Here is a 21,880-nt window from a genome sequence, read left to right on the forward strand (position 1 = left end):
GTTGCTTCCCCCTATCGCTTAACTACAACTACTTGCGACAACAATTCTTCTACTTTTTCCTTTGTACATAAATCTGCTGAAAATGCTGTTGCACTCCCCGTTGCAACACCATATTGAAATGCTTTTTCAATATCTTTTGTCTGTTCATATTTACCTACAAATCCTGCAACAAGAGAATCTCCTGCCCCAACTGAATTAATTACAACACCTTTTGGAACAGTTGCTTCATATATACCTTCTGCCGTAAATAATAAAGCTCCATCTCCTGCCATTGATACGATAACGTGCTCTACACCTTGTTCGATTAATTTTCTTCCATACGGCAAAATGGCTTCTACTGTTGAAAGCTCCACTCCGAATAACTCACCAAGTTCATGATGATTTGGCTTTATTAAAAATGGCTTATTTTTAGTTACATACTGCAGTGCACTTCCACTTGCATCTACTACTACACGAATACCTTTTTCGGCTCCAAACGCTGCGATTGATTCATAAAAGGTAGTTGGAATAGAAGAAGGTACACTTCCAGCTAGTACAACACAATCTCCAGATTGCATACTTTCGATTTTTTTCATCAATTGTTCAAATTGCTCATTTGTCACAATAGGACCTTGTCCATTTAACTCTGTTTCTTCTTGCCCTTTTATTTTCACATTAATTCGAGAATCTCCATCTACTTGGACGAAGTTCGTTGTTACACCTTCACCATGCAATACATCTTTAATAAATTGACCAGTAAATCCACCCGTAAATCCAAGCGCTACATTTTCAACACCTAAACGATGAAGAACACGAGAAACATTAATCCCTTTTCCTCCAGGAAACTTCATATCTTTCTCTGCTCGGTTTACTGTTCCTAAATCGAAAGAATTAACTTGTACTACATAATCAATAGATGGGTTTAAAGTAACTGTATAGATCATTGTTTATCAGCCTCAATTACATTGGTTTGTCTTTTATATTTTTCTAAATCAATTTCTAAATGGTTTGTAATAATGCTTGCATCTTCAACATTTGCAATTTTCGCAAACGCAACTTCTGAAAATTTACTTTCATCAATTAAGAAATACCCTTCGTTCGCTAATGTTAATGCCATTTGTTTCAAGAGTGCTTCTTCTGGATCTGGCGTTGTATACCCTAACTGTTCATGTACACCATTAGCTCCTAAAAAACATTTATCAAAACGATACTTCTGCATACTTTCCTGTGCCATAGCACCAATTAAAGCTTTCGTCCTACTCTTCATCATCCCGCCTAATAAATACGCACAAATATTATTTTCAACTAAAGCTTCAATATGCATAAGTCCATTCGTTACGACAGTAACATCTTTGTTTATTAAAAATGGAATCATTTCAAATGTTGTACTTCCTGCATCTAAATAAACGCAATCCCCTTGTTCAACAATACTAGCCGCATACTTGGCAATTTGTTGTTTTATTTGAATGTTTTTGGATGATTTTTCAATCATCGTGGGCTCCTGTCCTTTTCCTGTTAAAACAGATGCACCACCATGAACTCTTTTTAATAACCTTTGTTTTTCCAATTGTGCTAAATCACGACGAATTGTCGACTCAGAGCTTTCTGTTCTTTCCACTAATTGCTGTAATTTAACCACTTTTTGTTCTTTTACAAGTTGTAGTATCATTTGATGACGTTCAGGAGTTAACATCTTCTTCACCTCTTCTTTGATTACAGTATAATGAAAACGATCACAAAAATCAACCACAAACAACCAAAAATAATCATTAACAATCACAATCGGTTATAAACAACAAAAAAGAAACCTATTTGATACAACAATCAAATAGGTTTCTTCTCTCGCTTCACTTATAAAGAAGCTTTATAAATTGCAAGAACATCATCTTTATTTAATTTTTTAAAGTTACCGAATTCACCATAAGCCATCGCTTTATCCGCCATTAAGTCAATTTCACTTTCTCTAATAGCGTAATCAGCTAATGTTACTGGCGCTTCAATCGAAGTCCAAAATTGACGTAATGCCTCAATTCCCTCTAATGCAATCTCTTTATCGGTCTTCCCATCTGTTTCTACATCGAATACACGAATAGCGAACTGTTTAAAACGACTTATATTTTCATCTACAACATGCTTCATCCAGTTCGGGAATAAAATCGCAAGGCCACCCCCGTGTGGTATATCATGAACAGCAGAAACTGCATGCTCAATATTATGAGTTGCCCAGTCTCCTTTTACTCCCATTGCTAAAATCCCATTTAACGCCATCGTTCCGCAATATAAAATTGTTTCCCTATGCTCATAATTTTCTAGATCATTTAACAGCTTAGGAGCTGTTTCAATTACTGTTCTTAAAGCAGACTCACAATAACGATCTTGTAGTTCTGTATTTGTTCCATGGTGGAAATATTGTTCTAATACGTGCGACATAATATCTACCATACCGTAAATTGTTTGATCTTTCGGTACAGATGCAGTATGAACTGGATCTAAGATCGAAAACTGCGGGAAAGTAACAGGGCTACCCCATCCGTACTTTTCATTTGTTTCCCAGTTTGTAATTACTGATCCTGCATTCATTTCAGAGCCCGTCGCGGCAAGAGTAAGCACAGTACCAAATGGTAACGCCTCACTAGCAAATGCTTTCTTCGTTACAATGTCCCATACATCTCCATCGTACTTACTACCAGCTGCAATTGCTTTCGTACAGTCGATTACACTTCCTCCTCCAACCGCTAAAATAAATTCAACATCATTATCTTTACAAATTTGAATCCCTTTCTTTACAGTTGATACACGAGGATTCGGTTCAACACCTGTCAATTCAAATACTTCCGCATTTATATCTTTTAAAATAGAAATTACATTATCATAAATACCGTTTCTTTTAATACTTCCTCCTCCGTATACGAGAAGAACTTTTTTACCAAACTGTGGAATTTCGGTTTTCAACTGTTCTAACTGTCCTTTACCGAAAATAAGTTTCGTTGGATTACGAAATACAAAATTTTGCATATACCTTTACCATCCCTTCCTTATGAAAAGCAACTATACTTTTATATACCATATTTTTTTCATATCACAAAAATATTTGCTTAACAAAAAAGTCCCAGCCTAAAGTGAAGTGCACCCCAATTGTTAGACACGGTCTAACAATTGGAGGTGCATTTTTTATGGCTAAATTTTCTTCAAAAGAAAAAATCCAAGCGGTGAAACGATATTTAGATGGTTCAGAGAGTGGAAAAACAATTGCTAAATCTATAGGAGTTACTCCTGTTTTAATTCGTGAGTGGATTAGACGATATGAATCTTCAGGTGAAAGGGCCTTTGACAAGTGCTATACATTATACTCAGCTCAGTATAAACTAGATGTACTTTATTATATGAATGAACACGGGACATCTATCAGAGAAACAGCGGCGCTTTTCAATATTCCGTCTTATGAAACACTTCGGAAATGGAAAATAGCCTATGAAACAGGAGGATTGGATGCCCTACAATCAAAGAAAAAGGGGCGTCCAACCATGAAAGATAAAAAAATAAAACCAGTAGTAGAAGGTTCAATAGAAGCACTACAAGCCGAAAATGAGCGTTTACGGATGGAAAATGCATATTTAAAAAAGTTGAATGCCTTAGTTCAAAACAAGGAAAAATCACCAAACAAGACAAAGCGCAAGTAATCTATGAGTTAAGGCATGAATTTCCTGTCAAGGAGTTACTTCAACTCGCAAACATTCCACGTAGTACGTACTATTACTGGATGAAACAGTTCAATCGTCCTGATCCAAATGCAGAAGTAAAAGAACTGATTCAAGCTATTTATAATGAACACGATGGGTGTTATGGGTATCGTCGTATTCGTGATGAACTTATGAATCGTGGACACAAAGTAAATCATAAAAAAGTGTATCGCCTTATGAAAGAATTAGGGTTAAAATGTCTTGTTCGTATGAAAAAATATCGCTCTTACAAAGGGACAGTTGGGAAAATTGCGCCAAATATTTTAAATCGCAACTTCCAAGCTGTAAAACCAAATGAAAAGTGGGTTACAGATATTACGGAGTTTAAGTTATTTGGGGAGAAGTTATACTTATCACCAATGTTGGATTTGTTTAATAGTGAAATTATTACCTATACAATTGGTTCAAGACCGACCTATTCCCTTGTTTCAACGATGTTAGATCAAGCTTTTGAACGTATAACAGATCAGGATAAACTCCTCATTCATTCTGATCAAGGTTGGCACTATCAAATGAAACAATACCGTCATTCTCTTAAGAACTGTGGCATTACTCAAAGTATGTCTCGCAAAGGAAACTGTTATGACAATGCCGTTATTGAAAATTTCTTTGGTATCATGAAATCAGAATTTCTGTATCGAAAAGAATTTGAAAGTATAACACATTTCAAACAAGAATTAGCAAAGTATATAGAATACTATAATCATAAAAGAATTAAGGCAAAATTAAAGGGTATGAGCCCGGTACAATACCGGGCTCATACCCTAGAAGCTGCCTAATGAAACGACCTGTCTAACTTTCGGGGGTCACTTCAAAGGCTGAGACTTTTTATTGGTAATAAGGTGAGATCATTAAGTAAACAATAACACCAGATAAGCTTACATATAACCAAATCGGCATCGTCCAACGTACAATTTTACGGTGACGTGTTAATTGGTTCGTAAAACCAAATACAAGTGCGAACAATGCAAGTGGTACAATAATTGCTGCAAGGAAAATATGTGTAATTAAAATGAAGAAATACACATATTTAATGAATCCTTCTCCACCGAAATGTGTTGCTGGCGCCAAATAATGATACGATAAATATGACACACAAAATAATAAAGTCGTTGTAAATGCTGCAAGAATAAAACCACGGTGCATTTTTACGTTCTTTTTAATAATAGAGAATAAAGCTGCTAATAAAAATACAAACGTAAAACTATTAAAAATTGCATTTAACATTGGTAAGATAGTTACATCAAAATGTAATTCTCCTTCATAGCCAACAGGTCCAAAGAACAAAAATAAAATAATCGCGTTTACAATTACAGAAAGCGTTATCACAATAGGAGCATAGCTTTTCTGATTTGTTGATTGATCCACCAAATTGGTCACTCCTCTTCTTTCAAATATGTATAATTAACCTCACTATTTTAACATATTATTCACGGTGTAAATGTGACAATAGTTTGACACAGTAAGACAGGGCAAAGAAAAAACCCTTCTTAACAATACTTCTTAAGAAGGATTTTATCGCTTTATTATTCAAATAGCAATGCGATTAGTTTTTGTTAAAAAACGTACTGCTATATGCTTGAAAAATTTCAGACACTTGATATCCCATTAATGTAATTGCTGTTAATGAAAAGAAACCAATCATAAGAAATCGAAACCACATGTAAATCTCCTCCTTGTATTTAGCTTAAAAAACGTTCGCTATATTACAAGTTGAGTGGCACTCTTCATCATCACTTTCCTTTTTCTTTACGATCGCTGTTATAAAACGAATCATAAAGAAGATAACAAAAGGAATTTGTTCATCATTTCTATTGGCATAGTTTAGCAACGGTTCACGTTGCAACTCGAACGGGGATGAGAAGGAATAGAACACACCTTGCTCTTCCACATATACGATTATAATTTTCATACAAAATACTATCCCAAGAAACGAAACAATATCTTGCCATTCTGTCGTATATAACAGGTTATACAGCTCTAATACGTACTCTTCCATCATCATCCCCCCTTCCTTTTTTACCATTCTGCTCTCCTTCATATAAAAAGTCAAGAAAAAAGTGTATTTCCACTATGCTAATAGTAATTACTTGTTTCTTTACTTATATATGAATCTTTTCTAGCAATGATTGGATATACCATTCTTCGAAAACAAGATATCATAGGAAGTTCGATAGCCGAATTCATGCTATAGGTAAAATAATATGTGACGTCAAGAACAAGGCGCTAAAACATCGGAACACGAATCTGTACGGTATGCTGATAGTACCTAGCTCACGAACCTATATGGTCTGTCGTGAGAGTGGTGATGGCACACCGCAATCTTGCACGTCAGCGATACCAGAAATGGACTTCTCCTTTGGTAACAAGAATCCCACTGACATTAGTCAACTTGCCCCTTTAAGGGTGGGAGTGTCAAATAACCTATTGTTGTTTTTTATTATGCAAATTACTTTGTCGTATTCACATCTAAAGTTTTAAGAGATTCTTTTCCATCTCTCAAATAACTATTTACGAGACTTAAAAGTAACTTCCCACCAACCAACATCGCACGTTCATCAAAATCAAATTGAGGATGATGATGTTGGTATATTGCTCCTATTTCTTCATTCCCCGCACCTGTAAAGAAAAATGCTCCTGGAACATGTTCTAAATAATATGCAAAATCTTCTCCACCCATAATCGGTGGTACTTCAATGACTCTGTCTCTTCCAAGATCACGTTTCGCAATCTCCATAAAATGACTCGTTTCATCTAAATGATTTATTAATATTGGATAACCCCGTTTATATTGAATATTAACTTCAGCATGAAGAGACTGACAAATCCCCTCAACAACTCGTTTAAATTCCTTCTCCATAAATTCTCTAACTTCAGGATTTAACGTCCGAATTGTCCCTGTAAATGTAGCAGTATCCGCAATAATATTATCGGCTTGCCCGGCATGGAATGTACCAACTGTTAAAACTGCTGATTGAAGTGGATCGACTTTTCTACTCACTAAAAGTTGCAACTGATTAATAACTTGTGTTGCAACGATAATAGCATCTACAGTATGATGTGGCATACCACCGTGACCGCCTCGCCCTTGAATCTTCACTTCAAAAGTATCAGCTGCCGCCATCATTGCTCCAGCTTTCGTTCCAACAATTCCTAAAGGCATCTGAGAAGATAAATGTGTACCAAAAACAACATCTACTCCTTCTAAACAACCATCCTCAATCATGGCAATTGCTCCGCCAGGCTCTTTCTCTTCTGCATGTTGATGAATAAGGACTATTTTTCCTGAAAGTTGGTCTCTGTTATCACTTAATATTTTTGCAACTCCTAAAAGTGTTGCTGTATGTCCATCATGGCCACAAGCGTGCATTACACCAGGAACCTTTGATTTATATGAAACTTTCTTTTCATCTTGAATAGGTAGTGCATCAAAATCAGCACGTAGCGCCATCGTCTTCCCAGGTATTCCACCTTCAATTACGCCGATTACCCCTCTTCCCCCGACATCTGTTTTCACATCAATATGAAAACTTTTTAAAATTTCAGCTATTTTTTTCGGTGTTTCTATTTCTTGAAACGATAGCTCTGGGTATTGATGAAAATCTCTTCGCCACGAAACCATTTGATTATATAAACTTTCCAATTCTTTATGCCATGTTTCTATCATAGAAATTCCCCTTTCTTTTTAACAGTTTAAATAAAAAATACATAATATTCTGTATTTAATCAATAAAAAAAGAGAACTTTCTTTAAAAGTACTCTTAATTCTTCAAAATATTAAACGTTCTACTTCAGTCACTACTTTGCTTCAATACAAATAGTGAAAGTTCCGGTACACTCAAAAATCTAACAGGCATTCGGGTTGTCCCAATACCACGATTTACGTATAAATGTAACAGCTTACTCTTCCCTTCTAATTCATACATACCTTCAACATGACTCTCAGCTAGTTTTGTAGTAATTAAAGGACCTACAAAAGGAATTTGAACTTGTCCTCCGTGACTATGTCCTGACATTTGAAAATCGACTGGATAACGAGATACTTTATCTACAACATCCGGCTCATGTATTAATAGCATATTGAAATCTTGTTGTCTTAAGTTTTTTAAAGTCGAGTCTATTTGTGGCTTCCCTAATAAAAAATCATCCAAACCTGATATTGTAATATACTTGCCGTTTTCCGCTTTAATTTTCTGCACTTCATTTACTAACACAGAAAAACCAGCTTCCTCCATATACTTTTTGTAAAATAAACTACCGCCCCCACCTCTATCATGATTCCCAAACACAGCATATTTTCCTAGGGGAGCTGTAATTTTCTGCAAAATAACCTTTGCTTCTTCTCTTTCCGCACTATAGGATCCAAACTTATCTATTAAATCTCCTGTAAAAACTACTATATCTGGATGTAATTCATTCATCTTCTCCACCAAATTTTCTAGTTGTTTCAATGTAAAATCTGGTCCTAAATGTACATCTGAGAACTGCAATATTTTTTTATTATTAAACTCTTTAGGAATTGTAGGAGCTTCTATTTCATTCCACGTAACTGTTACTAGTCTTCTTTCTATTTCAGTCGCATAGAAATACAAACTTACTGGTATCATTAATATACTTATGAAACTAATAATAAATATCTTTACGATTGATTTTTTTCGTTCTTTTTTTACATGATGCGTATTCATGTTTTCACCTCTAAAATCACTTTAAATCCTTATTGTTACATTAATGTGACAACATGAACAATGTTCGTTATATCCAATTTCATCCCCATTCACTTTGACAAATTTATACAGAAGTCATATCATATTTTTATCATACATAGATTCTTTAAAATGTTCCTTCTATTCATTCTATCATTTTATTGAGGAGAGATTATTCATGTCTGTATTTACACCAGAAGAAATTACGGAACTTGCTGCTAATTCTGGAAGAAAAAAAGCTCATTTATCATTGCTCCCTATGCTAATTCTCGGTTTTTTTGGTGGTGCTTTCATAGCATTAGGATATTTACTTGATATCCATGTTATCGGAACAATGCCAAAATCTTGGGGATCATTTACTAGCTTTTTAGGTGCTGCCGTATTCCCTATCGGTCTTATACTCGTTATCCTTGCAGGCGGTGAATTAGTAACTGGCAACATGATGACCGTTTCAATGGCATGGCTTCACAAAAAAATCGACTTATTTCACTTCATACGAAATTTAGTTATTGTTACGTTTAGCAACTTCATAGGTGCTATATTCGTCGCTTATTTTTTTGGTCATATCGTCGGCTTAACGGAGGGAGCTTTTTTAGCAAAAACAGTTTCTATTGCACAAGCTAAACTACAAGATACACCACTGCAAGCCTTCATTTCTGCAATCGGGTGTAATTGGCTCGTTTGTTTAGCTGTTTGGCTCAGTATGGGAAGTAAAGAATTTATCGGAAAGATTGTCGGTATTTGGTTCCCTGTTATGACTTTTGTTGCGATTGGATTTCAACACGTTGTAGCCAATATGTTTGTCATCCCAGCTGCAATTTTTTCTGGTCATTTAACTTGGGTTGAATATTTTCCAAACTTCATTTTTGTTTTCTTCGGAAACTTAGTAGGGGGTATGTTATTTGTAGCATTACCTTATTTCATATCTTATAATAAGAAACTACCTTCCAATAAAGAGCAAACTGCATTAAAGAAAAAATCTGTATCCGCTTAAATTGAATGTCTATAAATTGGTCCTAAAAAATATTACAAATTTCATTTTTTTTGCGAATATATGTACGTACACTTGTTCTCGAATGTTTTATACGTTATAATAACAACTTAAATAGCATTATTTACATATGAGGTGAAAAACATGAATAAGACAGAATTAATTAAAAACGTAGCACAAAACGCTGAGATTTCTCAAAAAGAAGCTACTGTAGTTTTACAAACTGTAGTAGAATCAATCACTAACTCTTTAGCTGCTGGCGAAAAAGTACAACTTATCGGATTCGGTACATTCGAAGTTCGTGAAAGAGCTGCTCGTACAGGCCGTAACCCACAAACGGGTGAAGAAATGCAAATCGCAGCTTCTAAAGTACCTGCTTTTAAAGCTGGTAAAGAACTAAAAGAAGCTGTAAAATAATGAAAAATAGCCTTCTCATTTATGAGAAGGCTATTTTTTTCATGACATAATTAATAAAAATCTGACCATTATGCTGCTTATTTTGTTCCTTTATGCAAATAAAACCTTTGCTTTCAAAGAAAGGTTTTGCTGTAATACTCGCCTCTGTATATATATCCCTATGCTGCAAGTTCACTGCTTCTTTTTCTAACTTCTGTAGTATGTATGATGCTATCCTTTGTCCTTGATAATCTTTATGCGTAAATAAGCGATCTACATAATGATCATCATTATAATCCCCAAATCCCACTATCACACCTTTATAATCAGCAACGTAACAAATATTCTTTTCTAAAGACTGTAGCCATCTCTCTCTATCTAGTCGCTCTGGGGCCCACGCCTGTAGCTGTAACTCGTTATAATCTTTTGCATTCACCGTATGAACCGTTTCATAGAACAATTGTAATACTTGCTCTAAATCCTCTTTCTGGAATATTCTAATTTTAATATCTTTAAACATATGTAAAACTCCTTATCAAACTAACTCTTTTATTTCGGTTATCCGGATAATTATTTCGTGTTTATTTTCGAAGCAGTTTCTTCCACTATATATGATTCTACTTCTGCTCTTTCTATATTATATCGACTTTTCCTTCTAAACGAACAATAAACAATACTTATACAAAGTATTGTTTATTGTAAAAAAGCATATTAAATTCGCTTTATAGCTGAAAGTGTTTAAGATTTCAATTTAACTCTTTGTAATCTTAATGCATTTAATACGACTGATACAGAGCTAAATGCCATTGCTGCACCTGCAACCCAAGGTGCTAAGAAACCGAGCGCCGCAATTGGAATTCCTAGGCCGTTATAAGCTAACGCCCAGAATAGATTTTGCTTAATATTTCTAATCGTCATTTTACTCATAAAAATTGCATCAGCAATACTATTTAAATCACCACGGATTAACGTAATATCTGCCGCTTCCATCGCTACATCCGTTCCGGTTCCAATTGCCATACCGATATCCGCCGTAGCCAGTGCAGGAGCATCATTTATTCCATCTCCAACCATTGCTACTTTCTTACCTTGCGCTTGCAGTTTTTTCACTTCTTCTGCTTTTCCTTCTGGTAATACTTCTGCAATTACGTGATCAATACCAACTTGCTTAGCGATTGCCTGAGCAGTTTGTGTATTATCTCCTGTAATCATAACAACGTCTAGACCCATTTTCTTAAGTCTTGCGATAGCTGCTTTTGAAGTATCTTTTACAGTATCCGCAACAGCCACTATACCAGCATATTCTTTATTAATCGCAATAAGCATTGCTGTTTTTCCTTCTCGTTCTAGCGCTTCCATCGATTTAGAAACTTCTTCAATATCAATATCGAATTTCTTCATTAATCGACGTGTACCAATTAATAATTGTTTCCCTTCTACAACTGATTCGATGCCGAATCCAGGAATCGCTTCAAATGTTTCTGAACTTGGGATAACAATTTTCTTTTCTTTAATTCCTTCTACAATCGCTTCTGCAAGTGGGTGTTCAGAATTTTTTTCTGCCGCACCTACTAAACGTAGTATTTCTTCTTCATGGAATCCATCTGCTACAATTACATCTGTTAACACCGGCTTCCCATTTGTCACAGTACCTGTTTTATCTAGAATAACTGTATCTAATCGGTGGGTTGCTTCTAAATGCTCCCCGCCTTTAAATAAAATGCCATACTCAGCCGATCTTCCTGATCCAGCCATAATAGATGTAGGTGTCGCAAGACCTAATGCACACGGACAAGCGATAACAAGTACTGCTATCATTTTCTCAAGTGCTCCGCCAAAATCACCAGGTGTAACAAATAGCATCCACACTGCAAATGTGATAATAGCAATTACAACTACAACTGGTACGAAAATACCAGAAATTTGATCAGCTACCCTTTGAATAGGAGCTTTTGAACCTTGAGCCTCTTCTACTACTTTAATAATTTGAGCTAATGCAGTATCTCTTCCTACCTTAGTTGCTTTAACTTTTAAAAATCCATTTTTATTCATTGTAGAGCCAATTACTACATCCCCAATTGTTTTATCAACTGGAATACTCTCGCCTGTTAACATCGATTCATCTATCGCTGATTTTCCTTCTACAATTTCTCCATCTACTGGGATTTTTTCACCAGGTTTAACATAGACAACATCACCAGCTACCACTTCTTCGATTAAAATTTTCATTTCTGTGCCGTCTCGCACAACTGTGGCAGTTTTCGCTTGTAATCCCATCAACTTTTTAATAGCTTCTGATGAACGCCCTTTTGCTTTCGCCTCAAATAATTTACCTAAAATAATTAAAGTAATAAGTACCGCGCTCGTTTCAAAATATAAATCTGTCATATGTTCTGAAGAACCAATTGATTGAATACTTAAATAAACACTATAGAAATAAGCAGCGGACGTTCCAAGTGCCACAAGAACATCCATGTTTGCACTTTTATTGCGTAACGCTTTATAAGCACCAATATAAAACTGGCCTCCAATTATAAACTGTACTGGAGTTGCAAGAGCCAGCTGCACCCATGGATTCATAAGCATATCAGGTAAATAAATAAAAGATGTAAATGAAAAATGACTCACCATTGCCCACAATAACGGAAATGATAAAATAAACGAAAACATAAACTTCTTCTTTTGTCGCTCAATTTCTTTTAAGCGGTGATCTGTTGATGAATCTTGCTCATCCGATTTCACTTCTAATTTATATCCTAATTTTGTGATTGTACTCTTCATCTCATTTACACTGATTTCATTAGGGTTAAAGTCTACTGTAGCTGATTCTAAAGCGAAATTTACTGTCGCCTTGTTCACACCATCTAGTTTATTTAAACGCTTTTCCACTTTATTCGCACACGCTGCGCATGTCATTCCCGAAACGGTAAACTCCGCTTTATCACTTACAATGCCATATCCTAACGATTCAACTTTTTCTTTAAATTCTTTCGGATTTGTTTTAGTTGGATCGTACAAAATTTTCGTTTTTTCAAGTGCAAAATTCACATTTGCATCCTGCACACCTTCTACTTTTTTAAGACCTTTTTCAATTCTATTTGCACATGCTGCACATGTCATGCCTGATATTTGGAGATTGGCCTCTTTTTGTTCATTCATGTCTCTCACCTCTATATACCCTTATAAGGTATAATTTTTAGCAAAATAAATCGTACTCCATATAAAGTACGATTTATTTCCATATTAAAAATTATTATTGAACGTCATAGCCTTGATCTTCAATTACAACAACGATATCTTTTAACGTTACAACTGATGAGTCGATAGTAACTTCAACAGTTCCTTCTGCTAATTGAACTTTTACTTGCTCAACGCCGTTTAATTCTTTCACATTACTTTCAATAGAATTTACACAATGCCCACAAGACATACCCTCAACTTTTAATGTTAACTGTTCCATTTAAAATCCTCCTCTTGTTTCTTCATTGTTTGTTAATCACAACTACATCTTACCATACCCCCCTAAGGTAATCAATGGTTTTATATAATGATTTAAAAATTTTTCTAAAACCTTTATTTTCTCTTTATTCCACGCATCAATTTTTATACCATCTGTCCATACCCCATATATGTATAAAGAAAAACCAAGCCAGTCAAATACTAGCTTGGTTTTTACGCTTTTGAAAAACGTTCAAAAACGGTCATTAATTCTTCAATTGCTTCGTCACCATTCCCGTTTTTAATAGCTCCTGAAACACAATGATTTGTATGATTCTTTAAGACGCCCATTCCTACTTTTTTCATCGCTGCATTGATCGCTGAAATTTGCACTAGAATATCAACACAATAACGATCATTTTCAATCATATTTTGAATTCCACGAACTTGCCCTTCAATTCTCTTCAATCTATTTATAATTTGCTCTTTTTCTTTTTCTGATCTATGCATAGCCGTTGTTTCCTGCTCTTTATGATCCATATTATCACCTTCTTAAAGTTTCTCTTCATCCAATAAAAACAAATACTTTTTACGAGTATACCAATTATAGCATTAAATATCTATGTAATGATACCCTATATGAGTATCTTATCTTTATATGATTATTCTTAACAAATACTTAGCTTCTCAATCCCAATTATCATTATACCCTTTCCCTTTTTCAAAAAAATAATGAAATCTCCCACTAAAACTCAATAAAAAAAGTCTCAATCATCACAAATTTGAATTGAGACTTTTTTTATTTCTATTATATATACATCTATTGTTGATCACATAATTTTGTGTCATTAACTACAGAAGTTCCTTCAACGGTAACTGTATGAAAACAATCATTTACACGAACTGTAACAACATTATCTTGTCGATCAATAATATGATATTCATTAAATTCTTTATTTAGAGCACTACGAATTTGTTCTCCTTCATAAATTGGAATACCGTGTGATAAAACCCAAATAAGCCCAGCGATAGCAAGAATAGTTTTCATACGACCTACCTCCTTGAGAATAAAGTGAACTTTTAATCAGCGGTGTTTTCAGCCCTACTGATTATTAGTTGAATCAATTGGGCTATTATGCGGGATAAGTTCATTTCGTTTATAGTATGTTTATGCTATTTGTGACGGAATTGTGACAACTTTTTGTCTCTTTAGACGAAAAGTTGAAACAAAACTTTCAAAAAGGACAATTCTACTTACGTGAACAAAAAGGCTATGGAGAATTTCCTCCATAGCCTTTTTGTTGAATTTTATTAAACGACCATTTCACTATGCTTAATCTTAAGCGTTTCGATTTGAATTGTAGCATGTTCAATATGGAACTCCTGTTTTAACATAGTAATAATATTTTGAAGCACTTCTTGATCGTCCTGTTTTTTATCGATCATTACATGGACACTTAATGCATCTAATCCTGATGTAATTGTCCAAATGTGGAGATCGTGTATATCACGTACACCCTCTACTTCTTTAATAGCTTGCTTAACTTGTTCTATCTCAATTGAAACAGGTGTACCCTCCATAAGTATATGAATGGAATGTTTTGTTACTCCCCATGCACTCTTTAAAATTAATAGCGCTACAACCACTGAAATAATTGGATCTGCAATATACCATGAAAATAACGACATAAGTGCACCAGCTACTAACGCACCAACTGAACCTAAAGCATCTCCAAGAACATGTAAATATGCGCTACGTAAATTGACGTTATTTTTCACATCACCTTGTCTCATAAGAGCCCATGCACTAATTAAATTTGCTAGTAAACCAATTGATGCGATTAACATCATCGGACCACTTGCTACAGTTGGTGGTTCAAAAAACCTTCCAATCGCTTCCCACACGATAAGTCCAGCTACAACAAATAATGTAATACCATTAATTAATGCCGCCAATATTTCAAAACGATAATATCCATACGTTTTTGTAGAAGTAACAGTTCTAGCTGCTAATCCAATAGCGATTAAACTTAATAATAACGAACTCGTGTCACTTAACATATGTCCTGAATCAGATAATAAGGCTAAACTATTTGTAACTAGTCCTCCAAAAAATTCAAGAAACATAATAATTGCCGTAATTACTAATGCCGTAATTAAACCTTTCTTATTCCCTTCTCTACTCTCTTCAAAATGATGATGTCCGTGGGAATGCCCGTGAGTATGCCCATGATGTTGGTGACCGTGATGATGTCCCATATAAATTCCTCCTTTTAATCTTGTTTTATCTTTAATAATTCTTCTATTGAATTTTCACTTTATTTATAAACGGCTCTTTTCTTACTTGAATTGAACTTGTTGGACAGCCGTCACTAGCTGCCAACATTGCTTTCAAGAAAATTTTTGGGATTCCCATTATTCCTTCATTGTTATCTAATACACCAAATGATTTTCCTTTTCCATCTAATTGATATATATCAGGAGCTACGGAAGCACATAATCCACATGACCCACAATTTTTTTTATTTACGACAGTATAATGTAACAATATAAATCACCTCCGATATCCACATACAATACATAGGTAGGGTATATTAAACCGTTTGTTTTATACCCATTTTCATTCTTAAATAATAATGACATATCGGTTTTAAATCGTTATCAAATTCATAAACTAATGGTGTTCCTGTTGGAATGTTTACATATTCTATATCTTCATCTGAAATTTGATCTAAATATTTTACTAAAGCTCTTATTGTATTTCCATGCGCTGCAATAATCACTTTTTTTCCATCTTTTAAATTAGGGACTATTTCTTCATCCCAATATGAAACAACTCGTTTTTCTGTATCTTCTAGATTTTCTGTAAGGGGAAACTTATTATCTTTTAAATCTCTATACTTCGGATGTGCCGCTTCATATCTCTCATCATCTTTTGTAAGAGCTGGTGGGCGTACATTTGTTGAACGTCTCCATAAAGTTACTCTCTCATCACCATATTTTCTCGCTGTTTCTTCTTTATTCAATCCTTGAAGTGCACCGTAATGTCTCTCATTTAATTTCCATGTTTTATGAATAGGTATCCACATCAAATCCATTTCCTCAAGAGTAATCCACAAAGTACGCATCGCCCTTTTTAAAACAGATGTATATGCTATATCGAATGAGAATCCATTGGCTTTCAAAACCTCTCCAGCTTCTCTTGCTTCTCGAAGACCAGCATTTGATAAGTCTATATCTGTCCAGCCTGTAAACCGATTTTCAACATTCCATTCACTTTGTCCGTGTCTTATTAAAACGAGCTTAATCATACTTATTATCTCCTCTCCTTTTAAAATTGCATTTTCATAAAGAAATTTCTTTATGAAAATGCCTTACTACATATCGAATTCTTTATTTTTCATTTCACTACTATGACTAAACGCTAATTCAATTAATCCATTTACATGAGAATCATCTAATGAATAAAAAACAAGTTTTCCTTCTTTACGCTTTTTTGCTAATCCTATTGTTTGTAACAGTCTTAAATGATGCGAAGCCGTTGCAATACTACTATGAATAATACTGGCGACATCACGTACACAAAGTTCCTTTTCCGTATACAGTGCATACGCAATTTTTAATCGTGTTTCATCCGCGAGTGCCTTGAACATTTTCGCTACACTACTTATATTTTCTTTCTCCAACATATCACTTGCATGTTTTACTTTTTGCTCATCGTGATAACAAAGTTCACAATGTTCTTCTTTCATAAGTAACACCTCTTATTCAAATATATATTTGATTATGTATGTAGTATACCTTATTAATCAAAAACATTCAAATATTTATTTGAATGTTTTTGATTAATACCTTAAATATGTTTATATAGCAAAGAGAATCCCACATAAAACATAGGATTCTTTTTATATTATTATTGATTTCTCCAAAATAAATTCCCTCTACAAATGACTAATATACCTTAATCCCTTACTTAAAGAAGTCGGCACAACAGATGCATGATTCTCTCCTTCAGCTTCATAAAACTTAAATCTTAACTTCTCATGTTTTAATTGGAGTAGACGCTCTGATAATTCATTTGCATCTACAACCATATGCTCTCGTTCTAAGGAACCAACTGTAAGGAATACTCCCGTTTCAACCTTAGCATTGTTTAATTGATTTATAAGGTTCTCTTCTTTTTCAAGTACAGATTGGTTATTCCACCAAATAGACGGACTACTAATAAAATAATTTTGAAAGGCATTTACATTTGTAAATAGTATATGTAATGCAAATAATCCGCCTAGAGAATGTCCAAATAACGTTTGCTTCTCTTTATCAATTTCAAAATTATTTTCAATTTGTGGTTTCAATTCTTCTTCAATAAACGTAAAGAAGTTATGTGCCCCTCCTGTTTTAGGCCACGGTTTGCCATCCGGTTTTAAAGGAGCATCTTTTGAAATTACGGCAGGTGTAAAATCATAGCATCTTTCCTCTCCTGAAAATGCCCCTTCAATCGGATATCCAATACCAACTATAATAGCTGGTGAAACACCTGTTTTTTCTGCTCTAACTGATTGTATTTTAACCGCTTCATGGAATGTTTGAAAAAAGGCATTGCCATCTAATACGTATATGACAGGATATCCTGACTCTGGTGCTGGCTGCCTCGGCTTTGAAATATGAATTTGATATTCCTTACCTTCTAATTTTGAATATATTTTCCACTGTTCTGTATTAGATGTAATAATCTGCTGTTTTTCAATAGTAGTATTCATCTTATATCCCCCCTTTTAACTCGTTACATATATTTCTACTTTTTCTTCTTGAGATACAACGCTATCGTATCCGAAACAAACAGGAGACCCATTATACGGATCAATCATGACACGCGCATCAATATGAAATACTTCTTTTAATACTTCATTTGTAATGATTTCTTCTGGGCTACCAGTTGTAACAATTTCCCCTTCCTTCATTGCAATAATCTCATCTGAAAATCTAGCTGCATGGTTAATATCATGTAATACCATTACGACCGTACAATTATGTTCTTTATTTAATTTCTCCACGATTTGCAGTACATCTAATTGATGAGACATATCAAGGTATGTAGTTGGTTCATCTAGTAATAAGACTTCTGTCTGTTGTGCTAACGCCATTGCTAGCCAAACCTTTTGTCTTTGTCCACCTGATAAATTTGCAATTTGTCTCGTACGAAATGCTGACGTTTTAGTTACGTCTAATGCCCAATCAATCATTTCTTTATCTTTTGCCGTTAACTTATTCACGTTATTGCGATGTGGATAACGCCCATAAGAAATTAATTCTTCAACTTTAAGCTCTCCTGGAGCGATTGGATTTTGCGGAAGTAACGCTAATTGCTTTGCAATTTCTTTCGTTGGAATTGTATTTAAATCTTGTCCTTGTAAATACACTTTTCCGCTTTTTTGCTTTAAAATTCTTCCCATTGTTTTTAATAATGTCGATTTCCCACAACCATTTGGACCTATAATTGTCGTTACTTTTCCTTCTTGTATTTCCACATTTAAATCGCGGAATACGGTAAGCTTTTCATAACTTGTTTCTAAACTTTTTGCACTTAAAATACTCACTTTCATTCCCCCTCTTACGCTTTCGTCTTATAAAGTAAATATAAGAAATACGGTACACCGACAATTGAAATAACAATTCCAACCGGTAACTCTACAGGTGTGAATACTGTTTTTGCAATAAAGTCTGAAGCAATTACAAGAAACATTCCAATTACTCCGCACGTAGGAATTACATGCTTATGTTGTATACCGACAAGTCTTTTCGCTATATGCGGTGCCATTAGTCCAATAAAACCAATACTTCCTGAAACAGCAACGCATGCACTCACAAGCCCAATACTACTTAATAGTAAAATAGATTTCTCTCTTTCTACTGAAACACCTAGACTTGTAATACTCGTTTCTTCCAATTGAAATAAATCTAATAAATAAGCTTTCTTTTGTATAAGAGGAATTAATATAATAAGCCATGGCAACATAGCAACAATATACTTCCAGTTTGCACTATATATGCTTCCAGACACCCAAACTGCAGCCATTTCGAAATCCGTTGACTTCATTTTGAGTGATAAATACATAGAAAAGGCTCCAAATCCTGATCCAATTGCAATCCCTGTTAATAAAAGGCGCTGCGGGTCTAACTTACCGTTTTTCCAAGAAAACAGATAAATTATTATAGTGGCTCCTAGCCCGCCGACTAAACCAAACATTGGCATCATCATAATAGAAATCCAGTCTGTGCTCTTTAATTGCCCTTGAAAGAAGAACATGAAAATTACGATGGCTGTACCTGCTCCGGCATTCACTCCTAAAATACCTGGATCCGCCAGGCCATTTCTCGTAATCCCCTGAATAACGGCCCCTGCAACACCAAGGCCTAATCCTACTAATCCAGCAATTACAATGCGCGGAAGACGAAACTCAAAAATAACTAAATCATGGTCTGGTACTGGGTCTATTCTAAAAAGTGTTTTAAATACATCTATAATCGTAATATCAAACGTACCATTCGTTAAACTAATATAAATAGCACCTAAAATTAAAAATACAATAATCCCTATAGTCATTACAAAACGCTGACTTGAACTTTTAAGCACGTCTCTCTCCTCCTCTTGTACGGATTAAATAAAGGAAGAAAGGAATTCCAATTAAAGATGTAACAACTCCAATTGGCGTTTCAAATGGATAATTTACAAACCTACTTAAAACATCACATAATGCTAAGAAAACTCCACCAATAACGCCTGCGCATGGCAAAATCCACTTATAATCTACCCCAATTATAAAACGAGTAATGTGTGGAATAATTAAGCCTACAAAACCTACTTTCCCCACTAAAGCGACTGCCGTTCCTGTTAAAAAAATTACTGATAAAATGGCCATCGCTTTAACTAATTTTGTACGCTGCCCTAGATTAATAGAAACCTCTTCTCCTAAAGAAAGAATGGTAATAGATTTTGATATTAACAGCGCTAAAACTATCCCAATTATCCCAAAAGGTATCGTGATTTTAATTATATTAGGGTCCACTTGGTCTAACTTTGCATTAAACCAAAAACTAACATTTTGGGAAATTTGGAAATATGAAGCCATCGCAGCCGATAAACTGCTTAAAAATGTTCCAATAACTGTTCCTATAATCGCTAACCTAACTGGTGATAAGCCATTTTGAAGGAGCGAACCAAAACCAAACACGATACCGGCTCCTAGTGCAGAACCAATCATTGAACATAAAACCATACCAATTGATGACATTCCCGGAAGAAAAATCATACAAAGTGTAATAACAAAAGCTGCACCATCCGTCACACCCATAATAGAAGGGGATGCAAGATAGTTTCTTGTCATCCCCTGCATAAGTGCTCCTGATATGGCTAGAAATGCTCCGACTAAAAGAGCTGCAACTACCCTTGGTAAACGTGAAGTAATAATAATATTATGATTCACATTACTTGAATCAAAATGAAATAATGCGTTCCATACTGTTTCAGCATCAATACTTTTCGCCCCATACAAAATAGAAAGTATAACTGTAAATAAGATTAGTATGGGTGCTATACATAATATGGTTACTGGTACTGCATTTGTTTTCTGCATATCATTCAACGCACCTTACTTATTGTATTATTTAGATAAATTTTTCACTGCTTCTTTTAAGAATGCTGTTTTACTCCAAGCTGTACCACCTTGCGCCATTGGATCTACAACGTTTACAAATACTTTCTTTTCTTTCGCAGCATTCATACTTTGCCAAATTGGATTGCTTTCAATTTCTTCTAGCACTTTCGGATTTTTATTTTCACTTGCCTCATATTGTAAGAAAATATAATCTGGGTTAAGTTCAGCAAGTTTTTCAAATGAAATTTTCTCTTGTGCTTTTACAGCTTTAAGTTGTTCTGGAGCAGTCAGTCCAAGATCTTTATAAATTACAGGGTTGAAGTATACTCCTTCTGGATATAGGAATAATTCGTTTGCTCTTAGTCTAATTACAAGTACTTTTTTGTCTTTTAACTTATCTCCTAATTTTGCTTTTGCTTTTTCAGCGTCCGCATTGTAATCTTTAATAATTTTTTCTGCTTTATCTTTTTTACCAGTTAATTCTCCCATTAACTTTAAGTTATCTTCCCAATCTGTTGAAACGTGTGATACCGGGAACGTCGGAGCTACTTTCGTAAACTTTTCAGCTGTTTCTGCTGGGAATTTCGTACTAGATGTAATAACATCCGGTTTTAATTGAAGTAATGTTTCAAAATTAGGTTGCATTTTTTCACCCACAGATTTTGCACCCTCTAATTCTTTTTCAAGATACTTTGGTAATTTACCACCTACAGTAATTGCACCGACTGGTTTAATTCCAAGTACTGCTGCATCTTCCATTGACTCTAAACTTGCTGTCGCAATTTTATCTACTTTTGCTGGTACTGTATATTCTTTACCTAAATATGTAATTTTTCGCGTTTCATCTTTTTTCGTTTCAGTAGCTTTTGTTTGTTGCTTTTGTTCCCCAGAAGTTTTGTCTGCACTATTACATGCTGCTAAACCTACACTTAAAACTGTAACCATCCCTAATGTAAATAATTTCTTGTTCATCTTTAT

The 21,880-nt window shown here is 34.6% G+C and carries 24 protein-coding genes; 3 read left to right on the forward strand and 21 right to left on the reverse strand.

All coding sequences use genetic code 11. From position 1 onward, the window contains the following. Positions 1-11 precede the first annotated feature (11 nt). The 3 genes from pfkB to EXW56_RS17620 all read right to left on the reverse strand — a co-directional run bounded on the left by pfkB (position 12) and on the right by EXW56_RS17620 (position 2,994). On the reverse strand, positions 12-923 hold the full coding sequence (gene pfkB / locus EXW56_RS17610; protein WP_002160825.1) for a 1-phosphofructokinase: 912 nt from the start codon (positions 921-923) through the stop codon (positions 12-14). Next, positions 920-1,672 carry a DeoR/GlpR family DNA-binding transcription regulator gene (locus EXW56_RS17615; RefSeq protein WP_002111269.1) on the reverse strand — a complete coding sequence of 251 codons (753 nt, stop codon included), beginning with the start codon at positions 1,670-1,672 and terminating at the stop codon, positions 920-922. The genes pfkB and EXW56_RS17615 overlap by 4 nt, the downstream gene beginning before the upstream one ends. Before the next feature lie 158 nt (positions 1,673-1,830). Further along, positions 1,831-2,994 (reverse strand): iron-containing alcohol dehydrogenase, encoded by a 1,164-nt coding sequence (locus EXW56_RS17620; protein ID WP_002199599.1) that lies wholly within the window; start codon positions 2,992-2,994, stop codon positions 1,831-1,833. A gap of 158 nt (positions 2,995-3,152) precedes the next feature. Between EXW56_RS17620 and EXW56_RS17625 the strand changes: the two genes are divergently transcribed. Then, a protein-coding gene (locus tag EXW56_RS17625) for an IS3 family transposase (RefSeq protein ID WP_215596794.1) occupies positions 3,153-4,498 on the forward strand; the annotation gives its coding sequence in 2 pieces (ribosomal slippage) (positions 3,153-3,594 and positions 3,594-4,498; 1,347 coding nt in all). A 49-nt stretch (positions 4,499-4,547) separates the two neighbouring features. Here the strand turns inward: EXW56_RS17625 and EXW56_RS17630 are convergent. The 4 genes from EXW56_RS17630 to EXW56_RS17645 all read right to left on the reverse strand — a co-directional run bounded on the left by EXW56_RS17630 (position 4,548) and on the right by EXW56_RS17645 (position 8,404). Continuing rightward, on the reverse strand, positions 4,548-5,090 hold the full coding sequence (locus EXW56_RS17630; RefSeq protein ID WP_000228313.1) for a DUF420 domain-containing protein: 543 nt from the start codon (positions 5,088-5,090) through the stop codon (positions 4,548-4,550). A 316-nt stretch (positions 5,091-5,406) separates the two neighbouring features. After that, entirely contained in the window at positions 5,407-5,745 is a 339-nt protein-coding gene (locus EXW56_RS17635; protein ID WP_002199598.1) for a hypothetical protein, read from the reverse strand. Between the two features lie 423 nt (positions 5,746-6,168). Further along, positions 6,169-7,386 (reverse strand): M20 metallopeptidase family protein, encoded by a 1,218-nt coding sequence (locus tag EXW56_RS17640; RefSeq protein ID WP_215596822.1) that lies wholly within the window; start codon positions 7,384-7,386, stop codon positions 6,169-6,171. Positions 7,387-7,510: 124 nt separating this feature from the next. Then, on the reverse strand, positions 7,511-8,404 hold the full coding sequence (locus EXW56_RS17645; RefSeq protein WP_002167779.1) for a metallophosphoesterase: 894 nt from the start codon (positions 8,402-8,404) through the stop codon (positions 7,511-7,513). Positions 8,405-8,600: 196 nt separating this feature from the next. Between EXW56_RS17645 and EXW56_RS17650 the strand changes: the two genes are divergently transcribed. Together EXW56_RS17650 and EXW56_RS17655 are read left to right on the forward strand one after the other, a co-directional pair. Further along, the gene (locus tag EXW56_RS17650) at positions 8,601-9,416 is read left to right on the forward strand and encodes a formate/nitrite transporter family protein (RefSeq protein ID WP_002014675.1); all 816 of its coding nucleotides are present in this window, start codon (positions 8,601-8,603) and stop codon (positions 9,414-9,416) included. 141 nt (positions 9,417-9,557) lie between these two features. Then, a complete protein-coding gene (locus tag EXW56_RS17655) occupies positions 9,558-9,830 on the forward strand; it encodes an HU family DNA-binding protein (RefSeq protein WP_002033657.1) in 273 nt (90 codons plus the stop codon). A 19-nt stretch (positions 9,831-9,849) separates the two neighbouring features. On the opposite strand, the gene EXW56_RS17660 is transcribed toward EXW56_RS17655, so the two are convergent. The 14 genes from EXW56_RS17660 to EXW56_RS17725 form a co-directional block, all read right to left on the reverse strand. Continuing rightward, the gene (locus tag EXW56_RS17660; RefSeq protein WP_215596823.1) at positions 9,850-10,329 is read right to left on the reverse strand and encodes a GNAT family N-acetyltransferase; all 480 of its coding nucleotides are present in this window, start codon (positions 10,327-10,329) and stop codon (positions 9,850-9,852) included. Positions 10,330-10,547: 218 nt separating this feature from the next. Then, on the reverse strand, positions 10,548-12,968 hold the full coding sequence (locus EXW56_RS17665; protein WP_215596824.1) for a heavy metal translocating P-type ATPase: 2,421 nt from the start codon (positions 12,966-12,968) through the stop codon (positions 10,548-10,550). A gap of 94 nt (positions 12,969-13,062) precedes the next feature. After that, positions 13,063-13,269: a copper chaperone CopZ gene (gene copZ, locus EXW56_RS17670; RefSeq protein ID WP_002111278.1), complete on the reverse strand. Its 207-nt coding sequence runs from the start codon at positions 13,267-13,269 to the stop codon at positions 13,063-13,065. Between the two features lie 212 nt (positions 13,270-13,481). After that, the gene (locus EXW56_RS17675) at positions 13,482-13,787 is read right to left on the reverse strand and encodes a metal-sensing transcriptional repressor (protein ID WP_002160817.1); all 306 of its coding nucleotides are present in this window, start codon (positions 13,785-13,787) and stop codon (positions 13,482-13,484) included. 280 nt (positions 13,788-14,067) lie between these two features. Next, complete coding sequence (locus tag EXW56_RS17680; RefSeq protein WP_002160816.1) at positions 14,068-14,295, reverse strand: hypothetical protein; 228 nt, start codon at positions 14,293-14,295, stop codon at positions 14,068-14,070. A 263-nt stretch (positions 14,296-14,558) separates the two neighbouring features. Beyond that, positions 14,559-15,506: a cation diffusion facilitator family transporter gene (locus EXW56_RS17685; protein WP_002111281.1), complete on the reverse strand. Its 948-nt coding sequence runs from the start codon at positions 15,504-15,506 to the stop codon at positions 14,559-14,561. Positions 15,507-15,549: 43 nt separating this feature from the next. Further along, positions 15,550-15,795, reverse strand: coding sequence for a ferredoxin (locus EXW56_RS17690; protein ID WP_002160814.1), 246 nt, complete (start codon positions 15,793-15,795; stop codon positions 15,550-15,552). Between the two features lie 46 nt (positions 15,796-15,841). Continuing rightward, entirely contained in the window at positions 15,842-16,558 is a 717-nt protein-coding gene (gene gpmA, locus EXW56_RS17695) for a 2,3-diphosphoglycerate-dependent phosphoglycerate mutase (protein ID WP_002199593.1), read from the reverse strand. A gap of 66 nt (positions 16,559-16,624) precedes the next feature. Then, positions 16,625-16,999 carry an ArsR/SmtB family transcription factor gene (locus tag EXW56_RS17700; RefSeq protein WP_002111285.1) on the reverse strand — a complete coding sequence of 125 codons (375 nt, stop codon included), beginning with the start codon at positions 16,997-16,999 and terminating at the stop codon, positions 16,625-16,627. A gap of 189 nt (positions 17,000-17,188) precedes the next feature. Continuing rightward, positions 17,189-18,007: an alpha/beta hydrolase gene (locus EXW56_RS17705; protein ID WP_002199592.1), complete on the reverse strand. Its 819-nt coding sequence runs from the start codon at positions 18,005-18,007 to the stop codon at positions 17,189-17,191. Between the two features lie 15 nt (positions 18,008-18,022). Beyond that, a complete protein-coding gene (locus tag EXW56_RS17710; protein ID WP_002111287.1) occupies positions 18,023-18,844 on the reverse strand; it encodes an ABC transporter ATP-binding protein in 822 nt (273 codons plus the stop codon). 14 nt (positions 18,845-18,858) lie between these two features. Then, positions 18,859-19,881, reverse strand: coding sequence for a FecCD family ABC transporter permease (locus EXW56_RS17715; RefSeq protein WP_002199591.1), 1,023 nt, complete (start codon positions 19,879-19,881; stop codon positions 18,859-18,861). Beyond that, positions 19,874-20,881 carry a FecCD family ABC transporter permease gene (locus EXW56_RS17720; RefSeq protein ID WP_002199590.1) on the reverse strand — a complete coding sequence of 336 codons (1,008 nt, stop codon included), beginning with the start codon at positions 20,879-20,881 and terminating at the stop codon, positions 19,874-19,876. The genes EXW56_RS17715 and EXW56_RS17720 overlap by 8 nt, the downstream gene beginning before the upstream one ends. Positions 20,882-20,908: 27 nt before the next feature. Continuing rightward, complete coding sequence (locus tag EXW56_RS17725) at positions 20,909-21,874, reverse strand: iron-hydroxamate ABC transporter substrate-binding protein (protein WP_002199589.1); 966 nt, start codon at positions 21,872-21,874, stop codon at positions 20,909-20,911. Positions 21,875-21,880: the final 6 nt, after the last annotated feature.

The organism is Bacillus mycoides, from assembly GCF_018742245.1.
GTDB lineage: Bacteria > Bacillota > Bacilli > Bacillales > Bacillaceae_G > Bacillus_A > Bacillus_A cereus_U.